The sequence below is a fragment of the Sagittula salina genome (assembly GCF_017813235.1).
Lineage (GTDB): Bacteria > Pseudomonadota > Alphaproteobacteria > Rhodobacterales > Rhodobacteraceae > Sagittula > Sagittula salina.
Window position 1 is genome coordinate 1 of the sequence record NZ_JAGISH010000005.1, and the last position, 22,147, is coordinate 22,147.

Consider the following 22,147-nt stretch of genomic DNA (forward strand, 5'->3'; position numbering starts at 1 on the left):
GCCACCCGCTACGACAGATGCGGCGAGCTCTTCCTCTCCGCAATCTGCATCGCCGCAACTGTCATGTTCTGGTTGTGAGTCCTGATGTTCGTAGCCTAGCCTCCCGGTTCGCGGCGGCGGCCTTCCGCACATCGTGGGTCTTCGTCATGTCGGTTTCCTGTGATTACACGGCTGCGCGGGCTGTCGCGACCTGTTGTTCGATGAGCTCGACCTCTTTCGCGAGCTCCATAGCTTCCTCGGCATCGGCATCGGCTTCGTCCCGCGTCAGGCGTCCGAGGGCGTCCTCCATTTCCTTCTTGCGATTCTCTAGCCGCTTCAGTTTCGCGGCGTGGCGCTGTCCATCCTGGGTCATCCGGCCTTCTCCATCTGTTCCAGTTCCCGCTTTCCCTCGCGGGCCACGTTCGGTTGCGGGCTATCGGTCCGAACCCGGTGCAGCTCGGCTCGCAGGCTTTCCGCGACCCGTTCCTCAGCGGCTGCCAAGCTGATGGCATGGCGCGGCCGGATCGGCGTCTTGATCCCGAGGGCACGCGTCATCGTCAGGTCGCCGGCGTGGATCAGCGCTTTGACCAGCGGCTCGGCGGCGCGGTTGTTGGTCAGGGAGCGATCGACGGCCGTCAGGTCGCCCCCGGCGGCGGACGTGGCCCCGAGGTCCTTGCGGAGCGCGTCCACATCGGCGCGCCACGCTGCGGACAGTGTGGAGAGCGCGTTGTCCACGGCAGCCGCCAGCTTTGCCCGTTCGGCTGTGGCCTGGAGGGCATTCTCTGCCCGCAGCGTGCGCTGACGGCGCTCAGCGCTCGCCACTGCAGCACCCAGGCGTTCCTGGAGCTGGGCGATGGCCTCATCGCTCTCGCCGAAACCATCATCAGTTGGCTGTGAATCTTGCGCCTAACACAATTTTCTTATTTTTCGGCAGTAAGTCGAGTATAGTTCTACCTATAGGCGATTCCCTTGCTGTATTAGGAGAACGACCATGAATTTACGCACCTTTCGGACCGAATTAGCCTGCGCTGCGGCGTTGGCGGCCCTGCCACTCAGTTCCCATGCTGCTTCTCATGAGATGGACGCGGCCTCCGTAGTCGAAAACGTGAAAGCAGCCTACGCGGAAATCTTCGAGGTGCCTCAGCGGATCGAACACCGGTTTTACACCACCAACCGCAGCATGGGACAGCCGGACGTCCTGTCCATCGGGACGCTTACGGTACACCAACATGGCGAGAACCTGGACGGCGACTTGAAGGTGAATTCGGTGGTTGCCCTGTCGGAAACGGACGATCACGAAGTTCTGGGCATCCCCGGCCCGACCAAAATCATCCAGACTGAAGACGCGCTTTATGTCTCCGGCGACCAGGGAGCCTTTGTCATCAAGGAAAGCGACCTTGGCGATATGGGCATGGCGATGATGGGTCCGATGGCGACCCTCAGTTTCTTCGACGCCATGCTTGCAGGCGAAGTATTTGCGCGTTCCGAATTCTACCAGGGCCGGCCGGCTGTCACTCTGCGTTCTGCAAGCCCGTTCGAGATAGGCAACGGCACCATGGCCGATGCCAAGTTCTGGATCGACGCGGAGACCAATCTGGTCGAGCACATGGTTGTCGATCTGGCTTCGGTGAATGCCGACGGTGTCGAGGCAACGGTGATGATGGAAGCGGACATGCAATACACGCTTGACGTCGAAATTCCCGACGGGGCGTTCATGACCGACAATATGGCAGCGGCAAGAGACATTACTTCTGACGTGCTCGAGATGGCCAAGTGAAAAAAGGATAGGATTATGATTGCGAAATTGATTGGATTTGCACGCGTTGCCGTCCTGGCACTCGGTGTGTTCGGTGTCGCACAATCGGCTGCGGCAGAGGGTATCGCGGAAACGCCGTTGTTCGGGCAACGCCTGCACGAGATGTCGGCTCAATTCGACGGCATATCGATCGGGAATGGTCGGGAACGCAGTGCCATTGGCGAAGAGCAGGCCTTCATTTTCCCATCCGAGGCGGTTTCCGCCTGCGTGGGGTCGGCTTGCACGGCCTCCGGGTGCATTGGGTCGGTCTGCACCGGTTCCGGTTGCGGCGGTTCGGTTTGTGTCGGCTCTGGCTGTGGAGGATCCTGCGGCAATGACTCGCTGCTTGAAACCGAACAAAGCCTCAGGCTCGCCATGGCCGAAGGCGACATCGTTCAGGGCGCTTGCCCCTTCAACCGGTCGGCCGAGTTCGGAGCGGTACAGGTTTCGGGTTTCAACATCGAACAAAGCGGAGGCGCTGTCTCGATTTCCTGGATCGCGACTGGTGGTCCGGTGGAGGGCTATCGTGTGCTCGTGAAAACCGCCGAGGGTGTGGGCGTGATCTCGGAAGGCAACGCGAAGACCGGAATCGTCCATACAGTTTCGGCGCCGGTGCTTTCTGCGGACGCGACTTACATCGTCGAGATCGCGGACAGCAACGGGTGGATAACCGTGCTGACAAGCGACGGGGAGACGACGCGCCACCCTGTAGTTTCGGCACCCTCCTCCCTGGCCACCCTGGAGATGGCCTGGCTGCCGCAGTGACAGTTGGCCATCAAGAGCCGTGATCAAGATGAAACAGCATCACTTTCGGAGTGTCGACAGGATCGTGGCGGCTACCGTCGTCATGATCCTGTCAACCGCAACATCGGCCAAAGACGTCGCAATTCCTGAAACCAGCAGCATTCTCGCGGGCATCAATTCAGCCTACGAGGAAATCGCAGACCTACCGCGCCACATGATCCTAATGTCGCGCACGACGACCCGGCAACACGGTCGCCCCGACCAGATCGTCGAAAGCCGGGCAGAAGTTGATCAACACGGGAAGGCGATCAGGTTCGAGATACCGCCCGGATCGATGCGGATCGATGAAGGCGGCAAGGGTCAGCCCGATGCCTTGGTCCCGGTTCAGGACAGTCAGCTTTGGACTCTGATCGACCAGGTCATGCAAAGCCGTTACATCAACCACGACCGCATCACCGGCGAGGCAATCGTATCTGAATTCTTCGTGGACTTCGCCCGCGTACCCGAGCATTTCGGCCAGAGGTTTCACAACCCGATTACCGCGCCAGAGCTGCCCGTGGAGTTCATGGAAGCCCAATGGATCGTGTCCGAGGCTATCCTGCATGGCAAGGCGATGTGGAAGATGCGCAGCCGCGAAACCATTCCGCTTAGCCCCGTCGCGGCCATGGACGTCATACTCTACGTGGATCGCGAGACGCATCTTGTCGCGCGAATGGAGAATGTCTCGTACCGGATCAATCCCGACACCGGCGACAGTGCCGCACAGGTCCACCAGGCGACCGGCATTGCCTATGAAATCGGCGCTCAGATCGATCCGGCCACCTTCGAGGTGGAGTTGGGTCCCGCAGCACGCGATCTGACGGAACAAAGTATCGAATACCTCCGCACCAAGTTGCTTTGGCGTCAGGAGACATTGGCGAATTGAGGTTCCGCCGGGCCATAGGGCCACCGAACAGTCCGATTTCTGCACCGGCCCACCATTGCGGGGCGCGCGAACACATTTGAAGGGTAGAGGTGCATGACCGCCAAGAAGATACTCCGATTACGCGATCCCCTTGCCGTTTCTCTGACCTTCGTCCTGTCCGGCATGGGCTTTTTGCTGAGCTGCGGCTTGCTGGGCCCGATTTCCGAAAATGTCAGGCGCTTGGCGCTGATCATGGTTCTTCTCGGCCTGGTGGCACTGGCCCGTAAGTCCTCGTTGAGGGCGTGGCAAAGTGTGGCTCTATATGCGCTCGCCCTATCTCCAATGGCGGGCGCATTCGTCTTCTCCGGGTCCGTCTTTGATGCAGTCTCGTTTCTTGCGATTGCCTGGGTCTTGCGCAATCGCGCAATTGCCAGCGCAGGCATGGCGCTTGATGCGGCAGCGCTATCGGTGGCGATGTTTCTGGCCTATCTTTACGTTCCCGGGGCTTGGCACGTAGCGCAAGTCGCAACCGGCTGGGCAAACGCCGGGGCCACCGTTCTGGCAGGGGTAGCCCGCGTGACCGGTCCGCTTCATGGTGGTATATGGTTGTCGGTCTTCCTGTTTTCGACCGCTGCTCTGGGACTCGCGCGGGGCGTGAAAAATCCCGCGCTATGGTGTATGGCGGCCTTGGCTCCAGCCATGGCGGTTTTCCTGAGCGCACTTGCCCCCTGGATCGCATTCCAGTTGGGTGCTGCCTTGCAATGGCTCTTTGCTCCGCCCCAGTACTATCTCGCTGATGCGGATCAGCCGATCAATACACCGCCCGCAGTCCTCAGCTCATGGGCTCAGGTCATCGTTTTGCTTGCTGTCGCCCCTTTGGCGGGCCTCGGGTTGAGGCGTCCCATACCGCCCCTTCCCGCAACCACGTCCATCCGCAGCGGCCTTGCCGCAGTCGGAACCGGGGCGCTGGCCTCAGCCCTGGTCCTGACATTTGTTCCCAATTCAGAACCGCTCGAACATCCAAGGGTCGGATTCTACGACAGCAATCTAGATTTCTCCGTGCCGGAGCCGGGCCGCTACGGTTTGATCCAGGCCGGCATGTATGGCTCTACGGAAATCCTACTACGCGATACGGGCTACACGGTGGAACGGGTCCAACCCGCCCGATTGACCGATGCGCTGCAAAAACTCGACGTGCTTGTCGTTATCAACCTGCGGGACGCGTTCAGCGACACAGAGTTTGCCGCGATCTGGGATTTTGTCCAAGCGGGTGGCGGTCTCATGGTAATGGGCGATCATACCGATATCTTCGGCTTCATGGAGCCGACGAACGCCCTTTTGAAACCTGTCGGTGTGCGCTTCGTCTTTGACAGCGCCTACCCGATGCGGCGCCATTTCGCACATGGTCTCGAACTTCGTCCGCACCCGGTGACACAAGCCGGCGTGACGAACCTCGACTTCCAGATCGGCACAGGCGGGTCACTGGAACTCGACAGCCTCGCGGCCCAGCCGATCGTGGCGGGGCGCTACGGCTTCTCTGATTTCGGCAACCGCTTGAACAGTGGCACGGGCGCCTTCCTCGGAAACTATCTGCATGAACATGGCGAACGTCTGGGCGATGTCGTCCTCGTTGCAGCGGCGGAACACGGCGCCGGACGCGTGCTGGTGATGGGGGACACGACGAGCTTCCAGGTCCTCTCGGTCGCATTTTCCGCCGGCTTTGTTGAAAGATCGTTCCGTTACCTTGCCGGGGGATGGCCGCCTTTCCTGACATTGCGCGAAATCGGGCTGTGGCTGATGGCGGCCACCTTCATCCTCGGAATGGCCTTCGCACGGCGTGGCGGCTTCGTCGCGCTTGGTCTCGGCCTTGCGGGAGGGGCTGCGTTGGCGGTCGGGCTCGGTCCGCGCCCCGGCGCACCAACGGTGCGACATACGGGAAACTGGGCGCTGATCGACACGCAGCATATCCCTGCCATGCCTCTTGCATTCTTTGTTCCCGATGCCGTCGGCGGCCTCTTCACCGCCGTTCAAAGGGCAGGTTACCTGCCAATCACTGACCGGTCCGCCACGCCGAAGGATTATGGGGACTACGGAATGCTCGTCTTCCTCGATCCTGCGCGCCCCTTGGGAGAAGCGGGGCGTTCAGGGATCAGAAAATACCTCGCCGATGGTGGGCTGGTCTTCGTTACCGCCAGTTGGCCGACACGCGCTGGCGCCAAGGACATCCTCGACGTTTGCGGCCTGACTCTCCGGCCCGTTCCTCTGGGTCCGGCAGAGGTGACGGTAGACGACCTCAACGCGGCCTTTGTCGATGCCTGGCCCCTCGAAGCAAAAGCGGGCGTCGCAATGGAAACGCTGGTGGCTGCTGGCAACATGACGCTGGTGGCCGAAACGCAGATCGGCGCGGGGCGCTGCCTTGCTCTCGGCGATAGCCGCTTCTTCCGCGACGAGTATTTCGAGGGAGAGCGGGATTATCATCCCGGAAACCTTCGGCTTATTGATCGACTGTTTGGACGCCATCATCAGCAAATCGCGATGGAGGACACAAGGCCATGATCGCAATGCGTTGGAGCCTTTCTGGGCTGTTCATACTGGGACTCGGCTGGCAAATGGTGATGGGCGAGACCCGAGCCGATGCGTTCTGGCCTGGTTCCGCGCTGGTCGTGCTCGGGCTTCTTCTTGTGCTCGTTGGCCTCAGGCGCCTGTCCCCGAGACTGGTCGCGGGATACATGATCGCAATATTCACCGTAACCAGTTTCTCTGCGTTGGCACTGGTCGAGTTGTTTGCGCGGGTGCAGGAAGTCACGCCACTGACCAGGGGGGTCGGTTGGCTGTCGATGCTTGGTGGTCTTTCGCCGGTATTTCACGACGGTCGCATTATGGTTCACGACGGGATGGCGTTGATGGACTGGCGTCCAAGTCTGCCCTATCTTGCGGCATTTCCCTTCGCGATGACTTTCACGGGCGTGGCGACGTTCTTTCTTCTGACAGGCGGTCGCGGTGCTTTTATCTGGCTGCTCAAGGTTTCCGGCCTTTTGGCAGCAGTCTTTCTGGTTCGCGGCCCCCTGCTCGCCGTGCTGCACACGACCCTGCCTGACCAAGGTGTGGTGACAAGCCCCGCCTTTACCCTCGTCACCACGCTTCCATTTGTGCTGCTTTGCGCGCTGGACATGCCGGTGACCCGGTCTGACCCACCACGCAGGTCAGTTGTGCAGCCGGTGACACTTGCCGTGATGATGCTGATGGCCATCATCGCCCTGCGTTTCGTCGATCCGGGCATTCGCGGTGGCGACCGCATCCTTTTCGCGGATGCACATGGCCGGTGGGAACCGACCGACCTTCCCTTTGACAAGGTCAATTTCGGCCGCCGCAATGCCTATTCTTATGGCAATCTCTACGCGCTCCTGGGGCAATATTTCGATGTCCAGCGGTTCACCGAAGGCCGGATCACGCCAGAGCGGCTGGACGGGATCGACGTATTGATCCTGAAAACACCAACGGTGCCCTTTTCTGACGATGAAATCGATCGCGTGGAGGCGTTTGTCCAGAAGGGCGGAGGATTGCTGCTTATCGGCGACCACACTGACCTGTTCGGCATGTCGACATTCATGAACCGTCTTTCGAAGCGCTTCGGCATCCGGTTCCGATCCGACGACACGTTCAGCCTGCATGATGAAGGCACTTCGCAATGGCGTCGCAGCGCGTTTCTCCCGCATCCCATAGTCAAGGATATCAAGAGTTTCGACTACGAGACATCTGCCAGCCTGGACGTGACGCCGCGGGCCGAAATCGTGATGGCAGGACATGCCCTCGGCGCGGAAATGGCCGATTTCAACAATCCCGGCTTTTTTGGAAATATCCATCTTGATCCGCGCGACAGGCTTGGGTTCTTTCCTCAAGTCGTTGCCCTGCGGCATGGCGAAGGGCGCGTCGTCGCCTTTTCCGACAGTACGCCGTTTTCCAATTTCTCACTCTACTTTCCGGGACGTTGGGAACTTGCATTGTCGTCGGTGGATTATCTCAGCCGGGAACCGGGGCCCCTGCGGTCTCTGAGAGGTTTTGCTGTCATCGCGGCCGGTCTGGCGCTCGTTGCGGCCACCGCGTTTCGCGGGCGCGGCACGGTCGTGGCAAACTCAGCTGGGCTCGCCGTCGGTGCCGTGGCCGGTTCGTTGCTGACCTATTCCTTGTCCCAGGCGCAGGTCGATTTCCCTCAACCCCATACGGAACTCCCCAGGGTCGCCTTTGACCGAAGCATCACGGCGGCGGTCTTCCCTCCTTCTCTGGATACAAATGAATCCCTGAACCCTCATGCCTACGACACGCTTTTCACCGTGGTGCAACGGGTCGGATTTCAGCCGATCATGACGGAGAGTCTGGATGATGCGATGGAAACGGCCAAGATGATCGTCATCCTCAACCCGGAGAAAAGCCTCGATCCGGCAACGGCGACGCGCCTCTTCGAGTATGTTTCCAGAGGCGGTTCGCTACTGGTGACCGACAGCCTTCTGAACCGGAATACCATGGCCAACGTGCTGTTGCGTCCGTTTGACCTGCAGGTGGTGGCGGAGACTGCCATCATCACCCCTGACCCGGTGATCCCGGATCCGACGGCGCCGACCGTTGCGCTCCAGCGTCCTCTGCTGACCATCGAGGGCGGATACCCGGTTCTAATGGATTCCAGCGGCCGCGCGCTCTACTCTGAGGTCGAGGTCGGCGCCGGTCATGTTGGCGTGCTCTCCGAGGCCTTGGCACTGTCTCGCGGCTCTCTGGGCAATCGCTTCTATGACACCCCGGACAAAGAACAACAGGAGCGGTACAATGCAGCCTTCATGGTTCTGGAACGCGGTCTCCACCGTACACCTTAGTCTCTTGGCGGGCCTTGTCGCGATCAGTCAAGCGCAGGCACAGAGTTCCTTTCCCGATGGCATATCCCCCCCCGGGGCCGTGCAAAGCGTGGCGATGCAATATTTCGACGAATTCGGCCACCGGCATGATCTGAATGACATCGTCGGCGATCTGATCGTTGTGAATGTGTGGGCGACCTGGTGCGTCCCTTGCGTCACGGAGTTACCCAGTCTGGGCAAATTGCGCAGCGCTGTCGCCCAGGACGGAATCGAGGTGTTTGCGCTTTCGGTTGATCGGGGCGGCGTACCGAAAACCAGGCATTTCTTTGAGCAGCATGGTCGGCCTGACCTGAATTATGGCTTCGATCCACGCGGCGTCTTTCTCGACCAGTTGGGAAACGCCGTCTTGCCGACCACTCTCGTTCTCCAGCGCGACGGGCAGGTTCTTGCGGTTAGCGAGAGGGCCCTGGATTGGTCCGCGCCAGAAGTCGTGGCATGGCTTCGGAGGCTGAAGACGCCGGAGAGCTGAATTGGGCCGCTATTCAAACTGATGGAGACTGCAATTGATGAGCCTCTGCCAGTATTCTGCCACCGATGGCCGAATGGCCGTTCGGTCATGACGAATGACCGCGACCCGGCAAGGCGTTGCGAAGCTATGTCAGAGAGGAGATCCAGCGGCCGTGACGATCCAAGTCATACCCGGGAGGGTTTGCGCTAACTCCGGACTGGTGAACTGGCCCCCTTGATCCGTACCGAATACCTCGGGCGGTCCGTGCAGCGGTAGACCACCCTCCCGTGCCGTAATGCGGCGATTGATGTACTCCGTGTTCGACAGCCGCCAGGACGGACCGTTCTGTCATAATAACACACAGCCGATGTGGGGGGCTAAGCGGCGCTTTGCGCCTGATTGTGGCGATTTACGTCAGGGAGGGTGGTGCGGTTCGGTCACTAAGGGGAATCGGTGCAGAACCAATTCCGACCCATGGCGTTGTCCTGTTGTTCCGGGCGACAGCCCGGTTCGAAACAATCCCGAAAGGATCACGTCCATGAACTACACGCACGATCGCCTGCTCGAAGGAGTCTCTGTCGAGACTGCCGACGAGCGTATACGGAAATCCCTTGCGAATGCAGGCTTTGGCATCCTGACAGAAATCGATGTCAAGGAAACCATGAAAAAGAAGATCGATGCGGAGATGGGCAGCTATCGCATACTTGGCGCCTGCAATCCGAAGATGGCCTATGAGGCGATCGGGATTGAACCGCGTGTCGGCGCCATGCTGCCGTGCAACGTCATCCTGCGCGAGGTTGACGGCGGCACTGAAATCAGCGCCATCGACCCGGTGGCCTCCATGGCGGCCATCGACAATACCCGGCTGCACGACGTCGCGGGCCAGGTGCGGGATATGCTCGTGCGCGCGGTCGACGAAGCCTGATCGGGAGCGCACGATGATACTTGCCGCCTTGGCAGTCGGAACGGCACTGGTCGCTGCCCTTGGCTGTGTTCACCACTATGCGCTCTATGCTCTGGGCAGCGCAGTGCCCCGCCCCGACGACAATTCCAGCCTGACGATTCAGTTGACCTTCCTTGGGCTGCTCCTGCTGCATGTGGTCGAGATCCTCGTTCTCGCTGCCGCTAACGGGTGGCTGCTGACATGGGAGGGCTTCGGCGGCACTGTTGATGAACAATTGATCTGGGGGGATGTTCTATACCTGACGGGGGTGAATTTCACCACGCTGGGTTATGCCCGGATCGAACTGGCGGGGCCTGTGCGGATCGTGACGATGCTGCAATCGCTCGGAGGATTCATGCTTCTGACCTGGTCTGCGACCTACCTGTTTACCGTCAGCCAGCGCAGCTGGCGCCGGGTGGAGGACGAGTGAGCCATCAGCCGACGCCTCTCGTTCATTGGCGCAGTCCCCGGATACCCGGTCAACAGGGGTCAAGTGGTTTCGCGCGAGGGGTGACCTTGCGCGAAACCACCAGTGCCCCGGCGAGACCGAGCGCCAGACCGGCGACGTCCATGATCCACGAACTTGGAAACAGCAGCAGCAAGGCCGAAATTCCGAAAAGTCCGCGTGGCACCCAGCCGATCCTACCGCCAATCGGCGCGCTGCCCTGAAGGAAGATCGCCAGTGCCACGCTGCCACAGGCATACAACAGGCTTGAGGTGACAATGGCGGGCCAGTCGCCCTGCATCAGGATTTCGGGCACGTAAACGAAGGTGAAAGGCATCAGGACCAGCGTGGCACCGAACTTCAGCGCCGCAAAGCCGGTCTTCATCGGCGGGGCGCCCGCAATGGCGGCGCCTGCAAAGGCCGACACACAGACTGGCGGTGTGATGTTCGATAGGCAGGCAGCGTAGAACACTGCGAGGTGCGCCGCGACCGTGGGCACGCCAAGTTGGATCAGCGCGGGCGCCGCCACCACCGAAAGAATGATGTAGGATCCTGTCGTCGAAGACCCCATGCCGATTATGATCGATACCAGCGTCACCAGCAGCAGTGCGACGAACAGACTCCCCCCGGAGAAGTCGATCAGCACGGCGGAGAACTTCAGCCCCAAACCAGCCAGCACAATGCCACCGATGATGACACCCAGAGTGCCGATAGCCGCGCCCGCGGAGGTGTTGCTCGTGGCGCCTGCCGCCAGCGCCTGCCCGATATCGCCTGGCCCCATCCGCGTCGCCTTGGTGCGCCACGACAGCACGGCGGCAGCGACGGTGCCCCAGAAGGCGCAGAACTCCGCCGAATAGCCCGAAAAGAGAAGGCCGATGACCGTCGCCAGTGGCAGGAAGAAATGCCAGCCCTCGGCAAGAACACGGCGCAGGCTGGGGATTTCTTTGTCCGGGAGGCCCTTGAGCCCGAGTCCCACCGCTTCGAGATCGACCATGGACAACAGGAACAGGAAGAACAGGCAGGCCGGGATCACGTTGATCAGGGCGATGTACAGGTAGCTCGTTTCCGTCAAGGTCGCGAGGATGAAAACGCCCGCCCCCATGACCGGCGGCATGAACTGCCCGCCGGTCGATGCGATGGCCTCGATCGCGCCGGCGTGGTGCGGGCGGAAACCAGTGCGCTTCATCAGCGGGATGGTGAAAGAGCCGGTGGTCACCACGTTCGCCACCGAGGAGCCGGAGATCGATCCGAAAAGCGCAGAGGTCATTACCGCGATCTTCGCAGGTCCGCCGCGCCATTTGCCCGCCACGGCGGTGCCCAGATCCATGAAGAAGGCCCCTGCCCCGGACCGTTCCAGAAACGCGCCGAAGATCATGAACGGAAAGACGAAGGTGGCGAAGGTGGCCGTAACGACGCCGAACAGCGCCTCCTGCGTGGAATAGGTGAATTCGAGGATGCGCTCCACGCTCATGCCGGAATGCGCCAACCGCCCCGGCAGGTAAGGCCCGAAGAAAAGTTGCAACAGGAAGATCACTGCGAGGATAGAGATGATCGGCCCCAGCACGCGGCGGCTCGTTTCCAGCATCAGCGCGATGGCTATGCCCGCCATCACCAGGTCCCACTGGTTCGGAGAGGAAACCCGAAAGATCGCGTAGCTAACGTATTGATCGATCCAGTAGCCGATGGAAAGGACGGTGAGGCCGATCAACAGAAGGTCGATCACGCTGGGGCGGTGTGTCGGGGACCGGCGATGTGCCGGAAAAACAAGGAAGACCAGCACCGAGGTCAGCATCAGGTAGATGCCGCGATTGCTTTGAGTGGAAACCAGACCGAAGCCGGAGGTGTAAAGGTAGAACAAGGAGAACCCGATGGCGGTCAGGTTGAAGGCCACCGCCCAGAATCCGGCGAGGCTTCGCTTTGCGCCCTTCACCACGAAGAGCCACGAGAAGTCGAACATGTATTCGTCCTGCGATGAAGCGGAATGCGCCCCGGCCACGCAGGCCGGGACGACATCGTGTCAGGCGCCGTATCGGGCGGTCTGGATCAGTCCTGCCATTTGCCGTTTTCGCGGTAATAGGCCTCTGCTCCCGGATGCATCGGAGCGCCGAGCTTACGGAAGTTGGCCGTGTCGGGCTTCATCTGCCCCCAGGCCTTGTGCCCGGCCGCCAGTGCGTCCTGCTTGTCGTAGGCCGCCGCGACCATGCGCTTGACCACATCTTCAGGCACGCGCTCGTGCGCGACCCAGTAGACGGTGGTGAACGGCATGTCGGTGGCCGGCACGCCCTTGTAAGTCGTCTCCGGCATGGTGCCGGTGTGGTAGAAGGGATAGGTTTCTGCAACCTTGGCCAGTTGGTCCCCGGAGTAGGGTAGCACCGTGATCTCGCGCGTCTCCGCCAGTTCCGTAACAGCCGCCGCCGGCGAGGACGACTGGCAGAAGGCGTCGATCTGGCCATTCCCAAGCGCACGGCCCGCGTCGGCAAATGTCATCAGCTGCGGTTCGATGCTGTCCAGCAGTCCCAGCGCCGTCAGGATGTTGGAGCAGTTGAACACCGTCCCCGATCCCGGCGGGCCAAGCGCGACCTTCTTGCCGTCGAGATCGTCGAGCGACTCGATCCCGCTGTCTCCAAGCGTGACGAAGTAGGTCGGCCCCTGGTAAGCCATGGCCACGCCGCGAAGCATGTTGCCCTTGCCGCCGCCCTCGAACGGCCCCTCGGGCTTTTGCGACATGAATACGTGGCTGCCGTAGACGATCCCCATGTCAAGCTCGCCCTTTATCAGCCGTTTGGCATTCTCGGTCGAGCCGCCGGTCGTCACCTGCGTGATGTTGACATCGGGCAGGTCCTTGGCCAGTTCGGTGCCGGCAACACCGACCATGTAGTACATGACGCCGCCGGGGTTCGATCCGCCCCAGGCGACTTCGGTCGATTGTGCCTGACCGGGCGATGCGAGCGCCGTCAGGGCCGCCGCGGACACGGCGAAAAGTGTCTTTCTCATGATGTGTTCTCCTCCACATGTTGCGACGGCGTCTGCCGTCGCGCTTGGTCCGCCCCGTTTGCCGGGGTCTGTGTCTCTGGCCTTGGTCAGGTACCCCGGCGCTTGCAGCGGTTCCTGAGCGTGCCGATTCCGTCGATCTCCACCTCCATAACGTCGCCGGGTTCGAGATATTTCGGCGGGTCGAATCCGATCCCCACACCGGCGGGCGTGCCCGTTGCGATCACATCGCCGGGGATGAGTGTAACGCCTTGCGAAATCGTTGCGATGATCGTCGGAATGTCAAATATCAGAAGGCCCGTGTTCGAATCCTGCCGTGTTTCGCCATTCACCCGGCAGCGGATGGCAGTATCGGCAACATCGATTTCGTCAGCGGTCACGGCCCATGGACCCATCGGACAAAAGGTGTCTTGGGACTTGCCCACGATCCACTGGCTGTAGCGCCCCTGCAGGTCGCGCGCGGTGACGTCGTTGACGATGGTATAGCCCCAGACGTGGTCGACCGCGCGGTCCTTGGAAATACCGCGCCCGCCGGTGCCGATGATGACGGCAAGCTCCGCCTCGTAATCGATCGACTCGGAGACGGTCGGATCGATCAGTACGTCTTCCTCCGGGCCGATCACGCATTCCGGGACCTTGGAGAAGATAATCGGCTCGCTTGGAACCGCGCCCTTGGCTGAGCTGGAGTCGAATCCGCTCCTGGCGAATTCATGGGCGTGGTCAAAGTAGTTCTTGCCGACACAGAAGATGTTGCGCGGCGGGCGCGGTATCGGGGCCTCCAGCCGAACGTCCGACAGCGCTATAGGGGCGCCGATCCCGGAGGCTTCCTTCCCGATCAGGCAAAGTATCCCGGTCTCTGCGTCCGCCTCGGGCACCTCCAGAGGCGAGACCGTTCCGCCGCGCCGGTCCACCACCCCCACGTGCCGTTTGCCGCCGTAATGGTATGTCGCTACTCTCAACCGCCCATCCCTGCATTGGTTCTTTTTGGTTCAATAAATGGTACAGTCGAAATTCCACATAGCAAGAAAAATCGCCGATGCCTTGCACTGGCGGCATGGCTCTGCCAAATTGGATCAGAATTGGATCACATGAGGCAGCGATGCGGGGCAACGCGGACAGCATAGCCGAGGCGCTTCGTCGGCGCGTCGCGGAGGGTGAATGGGTCGGGGGAAAGCGTCTCCCGACGGAACGGGATCTGGCGGCGTATTACGGTGTCGCGCGTAATACCGTTCGGCGCGCGTTCGACCTTCTGGAAACCGAGGGGCTTCTGGCCCGGCAGGTTGGCCGCGGCACCTTTCTGCGGGAGAACCCTGCCAATGGGATTTCCGAAATCGTACGTCGGATGGAGGGCTCATCGCCCGCCGACATGATGGAGGTGCGGCTTTTGCTGGAACCGGCTGCGGCGGGCTTTGCCGCGACCAACGCGAGCGCCCCTGACCTCGCAGCCATCGCGGCGGCCCATGACTGCTCAGTGGTCGCGACGGATATGCCGGAATTCGAGTTCTGGGATGCGGAGTTCCACCACAGGATTTTTTCCTGCACCCGGAACGATCTTCTGCGCGAAATGCACGGGGTGCTGCGAATCCTGCGTGATCAACCACGCTGGTTCGAAATGAAAGCGCGGAGTTTCGCGGAACAACGGCGTCTGCATTACTGCGACGAACACGCAACGATCCTTGATGCGCTCAACGCCCGGCACCCGGAGAAAGCCGCTGCCGCCATGCGGGCGCATCTTCTGACAGTGCAGCAGAACCTGCTGGGGCGCGCGGACTGATCCGCCCTGCCCCGGTTCGGCAACGCCAATTTGCGCCTTACTTTGTCAGTATGAGCTTGCCGCCACGCGTTATGCGGAGCGTGTAGATCTGCCCGTCCAGCCGGATCTCCGCCTTGACCCCGTCGGCGACGAGGGCGCGGGCGTCGTAAACGGGAACTGAATGTCGCTGGTCCGGGGTGGTTTCTTCGTGTTCGGTCATGATCAGATCTTTGGTTCGAGGTTAAGAGGCAGAGAGGCGCCCAACCAGCGCGCACTGTGGAGCGACAATTGTCGGGCTATGACCTGCGTTTAAGAATGCCGACAAAAAAGGTCAAGAATTTCGCGACCATCCGCGTCCGCGACGTTGAAGGGATTCGCGCGCGCCCGGGCAACCGGACCTATTTGTTGGGCTTTGTTGCAATTTTGCACCACGACAAATGATCGAGTCACGTAATCAGCTTTTACATCTTTAACTTGACCAAAATTGTCGGCAATTGGCTTCCAGCCTCGCTAAATGCCAGCGATGCCTTCTCGTTCCCCGAGAGGCACAGCCAGCCCGAAAGGCTTTCTGACATACAAAGGGCCGCCGGGCCCTTCTCTTGGGGACCAAATCCATGAACGATTCTCTTCGCCTGCGGAGGGTCGCACCGCGTTCCACCGCGACCGATCCTCTTTCCATTCGCCGTGGTGCAGGTTTTGCAACGACCTGTGCCGTCACCTTGCTGGCCGGAACCGTCAGCGCGCAGGACGCCGATACCGGCGCTATCCTGCTTCCCCCCGTCGATATTCAAACCACGGAGGCCGCCGTGCCCACCCGCACGGCCCCGCCACAACGCACAGCTGTGCCGGTGCGGCGCGCGCCTGCCGCACCGACCGTCTGCACTTCGGAGCTGGCCGGAACCCCGGTCTGCGCCGCACAGGAAGCCGCCGAAGCGGCAGCTGCGGCCGAAGCGGCGCGCGTGGCGGCAGAGGCTGCCCGTCAGGCCCGTGCCGGCAGCAATCCCAACGCCGACCCGAACGCGCCCTTCAAAGCCGACCGCCTGACGAACTCGAAGCTGTCCGGCGAGATCCGCGACATGCCGCGTACGGTCACGGCGATCACCAAGGAGACCCTGGAGACCACGCACACGACGTCCGTACGCGAAATTGCGCGCCAGACACCAGGCATGAGCCTCGGTTTCGGTGAAGGCGGCAACGCCTATGGCGACAACATCTATATCCGCGGCTTCAAGGCCAATAACGACGTCTATGTCGATGGCGTTCGTGATCCGGGCACTTCCGTGCGCGAAACCTTTGATACCGAGCAGGTCGAGGTTCTGAAGGGTCCGTCGGGCTCCGTTGGCGGGCGCGGTGCCACGGGCGGCACGATCAACATCGCCACGAAACAGCCCCAGGACGTGGATTTCACCCACCTGACTGTGGAGGCGACCAGTGCCGGGACCCTGCGCACGACCGTTGACCAGAACCTCGCCACCAACGACCGGGTACAATTACGCTTCAACGGGCTGTTTCAGGATGGCATGGTTGCCGGGCGCGATCATGTCACCGACGACCGCTACGGCGCCGCCGCCGCGATCCGCTACAAGTTGAGCGATGACGTCACGCTCGACGGCTCCTACTCCTTTACAAAGTTCGAGGGCACGCCGGACTGGGGTGTGCCCTTCACCACCAGCGGTCCCGACGGCGCCTCCGGTCCGGTGACGGAATTCGGTGTCGATCGCGCGACCTTCTACGGCATTCCGGACCGCGATTTCCAGAAGGCGGAGCGCCACGTGGCCACCGGCCGCCTGACCTGGGACCTCGGCGGCACTCTGCAGCTGGCCAATACGCTGCGCGCCGCGCGCACGATCAACGACTACATCCTCACCGCGCCCGGCAGCGTGGACGAGAACGGCTCCACCGATCCCGACGACTGGACCACCGGCGTGCGCGACAAGTCGAAGTACCAGGTGACGGAGGTACTCTCCAACACCACCGAACTGACCGGCGAGGCCGACTGGGGCGGGATGGACCACAGCTTCGTCGCCGGTGTGCTGGTCCAGAAGGAACACGTCTCCGCCGATTCCTATCCCGGATCGACCGAGGACTTTCCGGTGGGCTCGCGTGGTTGCACGGTCGACGTGGTGAACCCCGATACCTCCGTCTGTTTCGACGGCAACATGCCCGGACGCAACGGCACGCCGACGAAGACCGACGTGAAGACGGTTTCGGCCTACGTCGTGGACCGCATCGGGTTCGCGCCCGGCTGGACGCTGGATGCCGGCCTGCGGGTGGACCACTACGACATCTCGCGGATCTCGTCGAACGGCGCGGAACTGTCGCGCATGGATACCATGTGGAACGGCAACCTCGGGCTGAGCTACAAGCCCAGCGAGGCGCTGACCTTCTACGCGGCGGCAGCGACCTCCACCAATCCAATGGGGCAGGAAATCGCCGCGGGCGGCGGCTTCTACGGCGGCCTCGACACGGGCGGCGCCGGATTGAAGCCGGAGCGCAACATCGCCTTCGAACTGGGCACGAAGTACGAGCTCACCGACCACCTGCTCCTGACGGCGGCGCTGTTCCAGACCACGAAGAAGAACGCCCGCGAGGACGTCGGCCCGCGTGGGTCGTCCGTCACGCATGACACCCTGGAATACCGACTGCGCGGCGTTGAATTGGGCGTTTCCGGCAAGGTCGATCGCCTCGGCCTTTATGGCGGCGCGGTCTTCATGGAAAGCGAGATCCTCAAGTCGATGGACTCGGCGAACGAGGGTGAGGAGATCGCCACCATCGCGCACCAGCAGTTCAACCTTCTCGCCACCTACGACGTCACCGATCAGCTGATGCTGGGCGTGCAGTCGAACTGGAAGGGCGAGGTGAAGCTCGGCACGCTCACGCCGAACGACAACCGGCTGCCGTCCTACTGGGCCTTCGACCTTGTGGGGTCCTACGACGTGAACGAACGCCTGGACGTGCGGTTTGGCGTCAAGAATGCCACCGACAAGACCTACTACGATACGGCCTACCGGTCCGGTGAGCCCTTCACCTATGTGGCCCCGGGCCGCGAAATCTGGGCTGCGGTCGACGTAAAGTTCTGACCTCGCCCCGGATACGCTTCGGCGTTTCCCTCTGGTGCAGGCGGCGAGCGGGCCGCCTGCACCTTGTTTCCATTGCTGCTTTGGGAGTAGCCCATGCTCATCACCATTCCCGGGGTTCTGACCCGGGCCGAGGTCTCCGAGTTTCGCCGCATGCTGGACGCGGCCGACTGGGACGACGGCCGCACCACGGCGGGGGCGCAGTCGGCCGCCGTCAAGATGAACCACCAGCTGCCGCCGACAGGCGATGTCGCGCAGACGCTCGGCGCGCGCATTATTGCGGGTTTGACGGCGAACCCTCTGTTTCTTTCGGCGGCGCTGCCGGCGCAGATCCTGCCGCCGATGTTCAACCGTTACGGCGTCGGCGAAACCTTCGGCCTGCATGTGGACAATGCCATCCGGGTGAACCCGTTGACGCAGGAACGCCTGCGTACGGACCTCTCGATGACGCTCTTCCTGTCCGACCCCGACGAATACGACGGTGGCGAACTGGAGGTGGAGGACCACTACGGAACCCAGAAGGTCAAGCTGCCTGCCGGCGACATGGTGCTCTACCCCTCGACCTCCCTGCATCAGGTGACGCCGGTGACGCGGGGCGCGCGCGTGTCCTCCTTCTTCTGGCTGCAAAGCATGGTCCGCTCGAACGAGTATCGCACCGTCCTCTTTGATCTCGACCAGACGATCCAGACGCTGGCCGGGCGCGCCGGAGCGGACGACCCGGAGGTCGTGCGGCTGACCGGGATCTATCACAACCTCATTCGCATCTGGGCGGAGACCTGACATGTCGCGCGTTTGCTTCCTGTATTTCCTGTTTGTCCCTGGTCTGGCCGAGGCAGCGGAGCCTGCTGCGCTCCTGTCCGGAATCCTCAACCACTACGCCGCGATGCAGGCTCAACTGTCGGCCGTACTCGACGCCGGGGCGGCCGATCACATGTCGCCCGTGGGCATGTTCATGGCCGCCGACTGGGTGGTGAAGGGGGTGATGATCGCGCTGGCGCTGGCCTCCGTCCTCACATGGGCGATCCTTGCCGCGAAGGTCGTCGTTCTGGCCTGGCGCCGAACGGGGCTGCGGCGCCAGTACCGGCGGCTTGAGCGGGCCGGATCGCTCGACGCGCTGACCGGGCGGCTGGCCAAGGGGCGCGGTCTTGTGGGCCGCATGACCCGCGCCGCGGTCGAGGAGCGTGACCGCACGCTGGCCGGATCGGCGGGCATCGCCACCGGGCTGCATTCCGGTATCAAGGAGCGCACCGCCTCCACCCTCTCGCGAATCGAAATCGGGGCCGCCCGACGCATGGGCGCGGGCACCGGCGTTCTGGCCAACATCGGCTCCGTCGCGCCCTTCGTCGGGCTTTTCGGTACCGTCTGGGGGATCATGAACAGCTTCATTTCCATCGCAGAGAGCAACACCACGAACCTCGCCGTTGTCGCCCCCGGCATCGCGGAGGCATTGCTGGCAACGGCCATCGGGCTGGTCGCGGCGATCCCCGCGGTGATCTTCTACAACATCCTCAGCCGTGCTCTGGGTGGCTACAAGGTCATGCTGGGCGACGCGGCGGCGCTGGTGGAACGCACGCTTTCTCGTGACCTCGATCTCAAGCGGACCGATGAGAACCCGCGCCTGACATTGGCCTCGGCCTCGGCAGCGGCGGCGGCGGAGTAACGACCATGGCCGGACGCCTCACGGACTCGGACGATTTCGAGGAAAACCATGACATCAACATCACGCCGTTCATTGACGTGATGCTGGTGCTGCTCATCATCTTCATGGTCGCGGCGCCGCTCTCGACCGTGGACATTACGGTCGAACTGCCCGTCGCCACGGCAGTGCCGCCGCAGCGCCCGTCGGAACCCGTCTTCGTCACCATCAAGGAGGACCTGACGCTCGCCGTGGGCGAGGTGGAAACCGACAGGGAGGGCCTGCCGATGGAGATCGGCATCGCCACGCGGCTTGACCGGGACACGCGCCTTTATATCCGGGCGGACAAGTCGATCCCCTATGGCGAGTTGATCGCCGTGATGAACGTCCTGCGCGGCGAGGGCTATCTGAAGGTCGGTCTGGTCGGTCTCGACGAGGCGAGTGCGCCGCCGGAACTGGGCAGCGCGGAGGCGGCACAATGAGCCTGATGTATCGCAGCCCGGCCGGCGGACGGATCGGCGGTGCGGTCCTCGGGCTCGGCGTGGTCGCGGTCAGCGCTGCGCTGCACATCGTCCTCCCCGCGAGCCTACTGACCCAGGCCCCGGCCCCTGCGCCGGAAGTCTCCAGCGGGGCGACCGGGGCAATCCTGTTTGATCTGTCCGATATTATCGCCGCGCCATCCGAGGCGGGCGAGGACAGCGCCGAGGTCGCCGCCGCCATCGACGCCCCCACCGTGACCGAAAGCGCCGAAGCAGTGGACCCGGCCAAGGCGGCCGACGAACCGCCGCTCCAGCAGATCCCTTACGAAGTCGAGGACGACGAATTGAAATTCGCGGTTGCCAGCCAGAAGCCCGAGGTGGAGACCGACAAGGTCGCGCACGAGACCGCGACCGAGTACGACGAGGAAAAGGTGCAGGCGGAAACCCAGATGGGGGCCACAGCACAGGACGCCGCACAGGCCTCCGTATCCGGGGTCGAGGCGGAGAGCCAGGCGGACTCCGCAAAGGCGCAGGACGAAGGGCTGACGGCAGAGCAGATGGCGCAGGTTACTCAATGGCAGCGCGACACCGTGGTGCGCATTTCCAAAGCCAAACGTTATCCGGACCTTGCGCGCAAGAAACGGATCGAGGGCGAGGTGCTCGTGCGTTTCACGCTGGATCGCTACGGCGCGGTGCTGTCCCGCGCGGTCGAAACTTCCTCCGGCTGGCCGGTGCTGGATCAGGCGGCGCTGAAGGTATTCGACAATATAGAAAAGCTGCCGACACCGCCTTCGCATCTTTCGGGGACGAAGTTCACGCTCCTGGTGCCGCTACGCTACAGCTTCCGCTAGAAGGGGGCGCGGACACGGTCCCGGGTGATCTCGGCCAGTGTCCTGCAGCCGGTCAGCAGCATGGTGCTTTCCAACTCGTCTCGCAGCAGGCGCAGGACGTGGCTGACGCCGAGCGCACCGGCGACGCTCAGCCCACAGGCAGCGGGCCGCCCGACCAGCACGGCCCGCGCGCCGAGTGCGAGCGCCCGAAACACGTCCCAGCCACGCCGGATGCCGCCGTCCATCAGTACCGGCACCGCGCCATCAACAGCCCGGACCACCTCCGGCAGGACGGAGATGGTCGAGGGCAGCGCCTCCAGCACGCGGCCGCCGTGGTTTGACACGACAAGCCCGGCCGCGCCGCAGGCCACCGCGTCGCGCGCATCCTCGCCGGTCATGATCCCCTTCAGGATCACCGGCAGCGGCGCGTCCCGGCAGAAGGCTGCGATATCTTTCCAATCGGGCAACACATGCGCCACGCGGTCAAAGAGAAGGGATTCACCTTCCCGTAGGGGAGCGAAGGCAGGCTGCGGTATGCCGTCCAGGTTGATCGCACGGTGGCATTGGGACAGGCGGAAGCCGCTACGGATCTCGGCATCGCGAACCCCCTGTACGGGTGCGTCCACCGTCAGGATGAGGGCTGAGAAACCTGCGTTCGCGGCCCTTTCTGCCAGCGCCAGGGTATTCGCCAGGGTAGACTGCCAATACAGTTGGAACCACATGCAGGTAGCCCCGGCGGCGCGCACATCCGCCATGGCACGCGTGCTTTGCGCAGACAGCACCATCAGCGCGCCCTGCGCCTCTGCCCCTCGCGCTGTTGCGACCTCGCCCTCGGGGGTCAGCAGGGTCTGGTAGGCAAAGGGCGCCACGATCACCGGATGGTTCAGCGTTCGTCCCAGAAGGTCGAGCCGGGTATGCCCGCCGCGCATGTCCCGTAGGGCACGCGGCCGCAAGGTCACGCGCGCCAGATCACCCCCGTTCGCCTCTTCGGCCGCGCCCCCGCCCGCCCCCGACAGGAAATAGGCGGCCAGGTCCGGCGCCAGCCCTGTGGCGGCGCGGCTCATGTAGTCCGGGAGGGTCGGCGGAAGAGTGTCGGGCATGCGCTCGCCCCTTTGGAAACGTCCCGCAGATATATCGCACCAAAACTGTCAACAAAAGAGTTGCCGGGCATAAATGCGTAATTTTCTGACCGGAGCGCTGCATTCCGGCTGGCCAGCGC

At 62.5% G+C, this 22,147-nt stretch carries 21 protein-coding genes; 14 read left to right on the plus strand and 7 right to left on the minus strand.

Annotation, left to right across the window (positions count from 1 at the left end):
• Nucleotides 1-163 precede the first annotated feature (163 nt).
• Nucleotides 164-352 (minus strand): hypothetical protein, encoded by a 189-nt coding sequence (locus J5474_RS09815; RefSeq protein WP_209360741.1) that lies wholly within the window; start codon nt 350-352, stop codon nt 164-166.
• Nucleotides 349-801 carry a hypothetical protein gene (locus tag J5474_RS09820; RefSeq protein ID WP_209360742.1) on the minus strand — a complete coding sequence of 151 codons (453 nt, stop codon included), beginning with the start codon at nt 799-801 and terminating at the stop codon, nt 349-351. The genes J5474_RS09815 and J5474_RS09820 overlap by 4 nt, the downstream gene beginning before the upstream one ends.
• 169 nt (nt 802-970) lie before the next feature.
• On the opposite strand from J5474_RS09820, the gene J5474_RS09825 reads away from it, so the two are divergent.
• The 8 genes from J5474_RS09825 (at nt 971) to J5474_RS09860 (ending at nt 10,147) form a co-directional block, all read left to right on the plus strand.
• Nucleotides 971-1,756: a hypothetical protein gene (locus tag J5474_RS09825; RefSeq protein WP_209360743.1), complete on the plus strand. Its 786-nt coding sequence runs from the start codon at nt 971-973 to the stop codon at nt 1,754-1,756.
• Between the two features lie 15 nt (nt 1,757-1,771).
• Entirely contained in the window at nt 1,772-2,539 is a 768-nt protein-coding gene (locus J5474_RS09830) for a hypothetical protein (RefSeq protein ID WP_209360744.1), read from the plus strand.
• Between the two features lie 28 nt (nt 2,540-2,567).
• The gene (locus J5474_RS09835) at nt 2,568-3,443 is read left to right on the plus strand and encodes a hypothetical protein (protein ID WP_209360745.1); all 876 of its coding nucleotides are present in this window, start codon (nt 2,568-2,570) and stop codon (nt 3,441-3,443) included.
• Nucleotides 3,444-3,536: 93 nt separating this feature from the next.
• Complete coding sequence (locus tag J5474_RS09840; protein WP_209360746.1) at nt 3,537-5,978, plus strand: DUF4350 domain-containing protein; 2,442 nt, start codon at nt 3,537-3,539, stop codon at nt 5,976-5,978.
• Nucleotides 5,975-8,287, plus strand: a complete 2,313-nt coding sequence (locus tag J5474_RS09845) for a DUF4350 domain-containing protein (RefSeq protein ID WP_209360747.1) — start codon at nt 5,975-5,977, stop codon at nt 8,285-8,287. Before J5474_RS09840 ends, J5474_RS09845 begins: the two co-directional genes overlap by 4 nt.
• 94 nt (nt 8,288-8,381) lie before the next feature.
• Nucleotides 8,382-8,795, plus strand: a complete 414-nt coding sequence (locus J5474_RS09850) for a TlpA disulfide reductase family protein (RefSeq protein ID WP_209360748.1) — start codon at nt 8,382-8,384, stop codon at nt 8,793-8,795.
• A 517-nt stretch (nt 8,796-9,312) separates the two neighbouring features.
• On the plus strand, nt 9,313-9,699 hold the full coding sequence (locus tag J5474_RS09855) for a DUF302 domain-containing protein (RefSeq protein WP_209360749.1): 387 nt from the start codon (nt 9,313-9,315) through the stop codon (nt 9,697-9,699).
• Nucleotides 9,700-9,712: 13 nt separating this feature from the next.
• Nucleotides 9,713-10,147, plus strand: a complete 435-nt coding sequence (locus tag J5474_RS09860; RefSeq protein WP_209360750.1) for an ion channel — start codon at nt 9,713-9,715, stop codon at nt 10,145-10,147.
• 49 nt (nt 10,148-10,196) lie between these two features.
• On the opposite strand, the gene J5474_RS09865 is transcribed toward J5474_RS09860, so the two are convergent.
• The 3 genes from J5474_RS09865 to J5474_RS09875 all read right to left on the minus strand — a co-directional run bounded on the left by J5474_RS09865 (nt 10,197) and on the right by J5474_RS09875 (nt 14,112).
• A complete protein-coding gene (locus tag J5474_RS09865; protein WP_209360751.1) occupies nt 10,197-12,119 on the minus strand; it encodes a TRAP transporter permease in 1,923 nt (640 codons plus the stop codon).
• 86 nt (nt 12,120-12,205) lie between these two features.
• Nucleotides 12,206-13,156 carry a TAXI family TRAP transporter solute-binding subunit gene (locus J5474_RS09870; protein WP_209360752.1) on the minus strand — a complete coding sequence of 317 codons (951 nt, stop codon included), beginning with the start codon at nt 13,154-13,156 and terminating at the stop codon, nt 12,206-12,208.
• Nucleotides 13,157-13,242: 86 nt separating this feature from the next.
• Entirely contained in the window at nt 13,243-14,112 is an 870-nt protein-coding gene (locus J5474_RS09875) for a fumarylacetoacetate hydrolase family protein (protein ID WP_209360753.1), read from the minus strand.
• A gap of 140 nt (nt 14,113-14,252) precedes the next feature.
• Between J5474_RS09875 and J5474_RS09880 the strand changes: the two genes are divergently transcribed.
• Entirely contained in the window at nt 14,253-14,927 is a 675-nt protein-coding gene (locus tag J5474_RS09880; protein WP_209360754.1) for a FadR/GntR family transcriptional regulator, read from the plus strand.
• Nucleotides 14,928-14,964: 37 nt separating this feature from the next.
• Here J5474_RS09880 and hemP read toward each other — a convergent pair whose 3' ends face one another.
• Nucleotides 14,965-15,126: a hemin uptake protein HemP gene (gene hemP, locus J5474_RS09885; protein WP_209360755.1), complete on the minus strand. Its 162-nt coding sequence runs from the start codon at nt 15,124-15,126 to the stop codon at nt 14,965-14,967.
• A gap of 394 nt (nt 15,127-15,520) precedes the next feature.
• Between hemP and J5474_RS09890 the strand changes: the two genes are divergently transcribed.
• The 5 genes from J5474_RS09890 to J5474_RS09910 all read left to right on the plus strand — a co-directional run bounded on the left by J5474_RS09890 (nt 15,521) and on the right by J5474_RS09910 (nt 20,949).
• The gene (locus J5474_RS09890) at nt 15,521-17,986 is read left to right on the plus strand and encodes a TonB-dependent receptor (RefSeq protein ID WP_209360756.1); all 2,466 of its coding nucleotides are present in this window, start codon (nt 15,521-15,523) and stop codon (nt 17,984-17,986) included.
• A 93-nt stretch (nt 17,987-18,079) separates the two neighbouring features.
• On the plus strand, nt 18,080-18,763 hold the full coding sequence (locus J5474_RS09895) for a Fe2+-dependent dioxygenase (protein WP_209360757.1): 684 nt from the start codon (nt 18,080-18,082) through the stop codon (nt 18,761-18,763).
• Nucleotide 18,764: 1 nt separating this feature from the next.
• Nucleotides 18,765-19,643: a tonB-system energizer ExbB gene (gene exbB / locus J5474_RS09900; RefSeq protein ID WP_209360758.1), complete on the plus strand. Its 879-nt coding sequence runs from the start codon at nt 18,765-18,767 to the stop codon at nt 19,641-19,643.
• Nucleotides 19,644-19,648: 5 nt separating this feature from the next.
• Complete coding sequence (gene exbD / locus J5474_RS09905) at nt 19,649-20,101, plus strand: TonB system transport protein ExbD (RefSeq protein ID WP_209360759.1); 453 nt, start codon at nt 19,649-19,651, stop codon at nt 20,099-20,101.
• Complete coding sequence (locus J5474_RS09910; RefSeq protein WP_209360760.1) at nt 20,098-20,949, plus strand: energy transducer TonB; 852 nt, start codon at nt 20,098-20,100, stop codon at nt 20,947-20,949. Before exbD ends, J5474_RS09910 begins: the two co-directional genes overlap by 4 nt.
• Here the strand turns inward: J5474_RS09910 and J5474_RS09915 are convergent.
• On the minus strand, nt 20,946-22,028 hold the full coding sequence (locus tag J5474_RS09915) for an alpha-hydroxy acid oxidase (protein ID WP_209360761.1): 1,083 nt from the start codon (nt 22,026-22,028) through the stop codon (nt 20,946-20,948). The two genes, J5474_RS09910 and J5474_RS09915, sit on opposite strands and share 4 nt — an antisense overlap.
• Between the last annotated feature and the right edge of the window lie 119 nt (nt 22,029-22,147).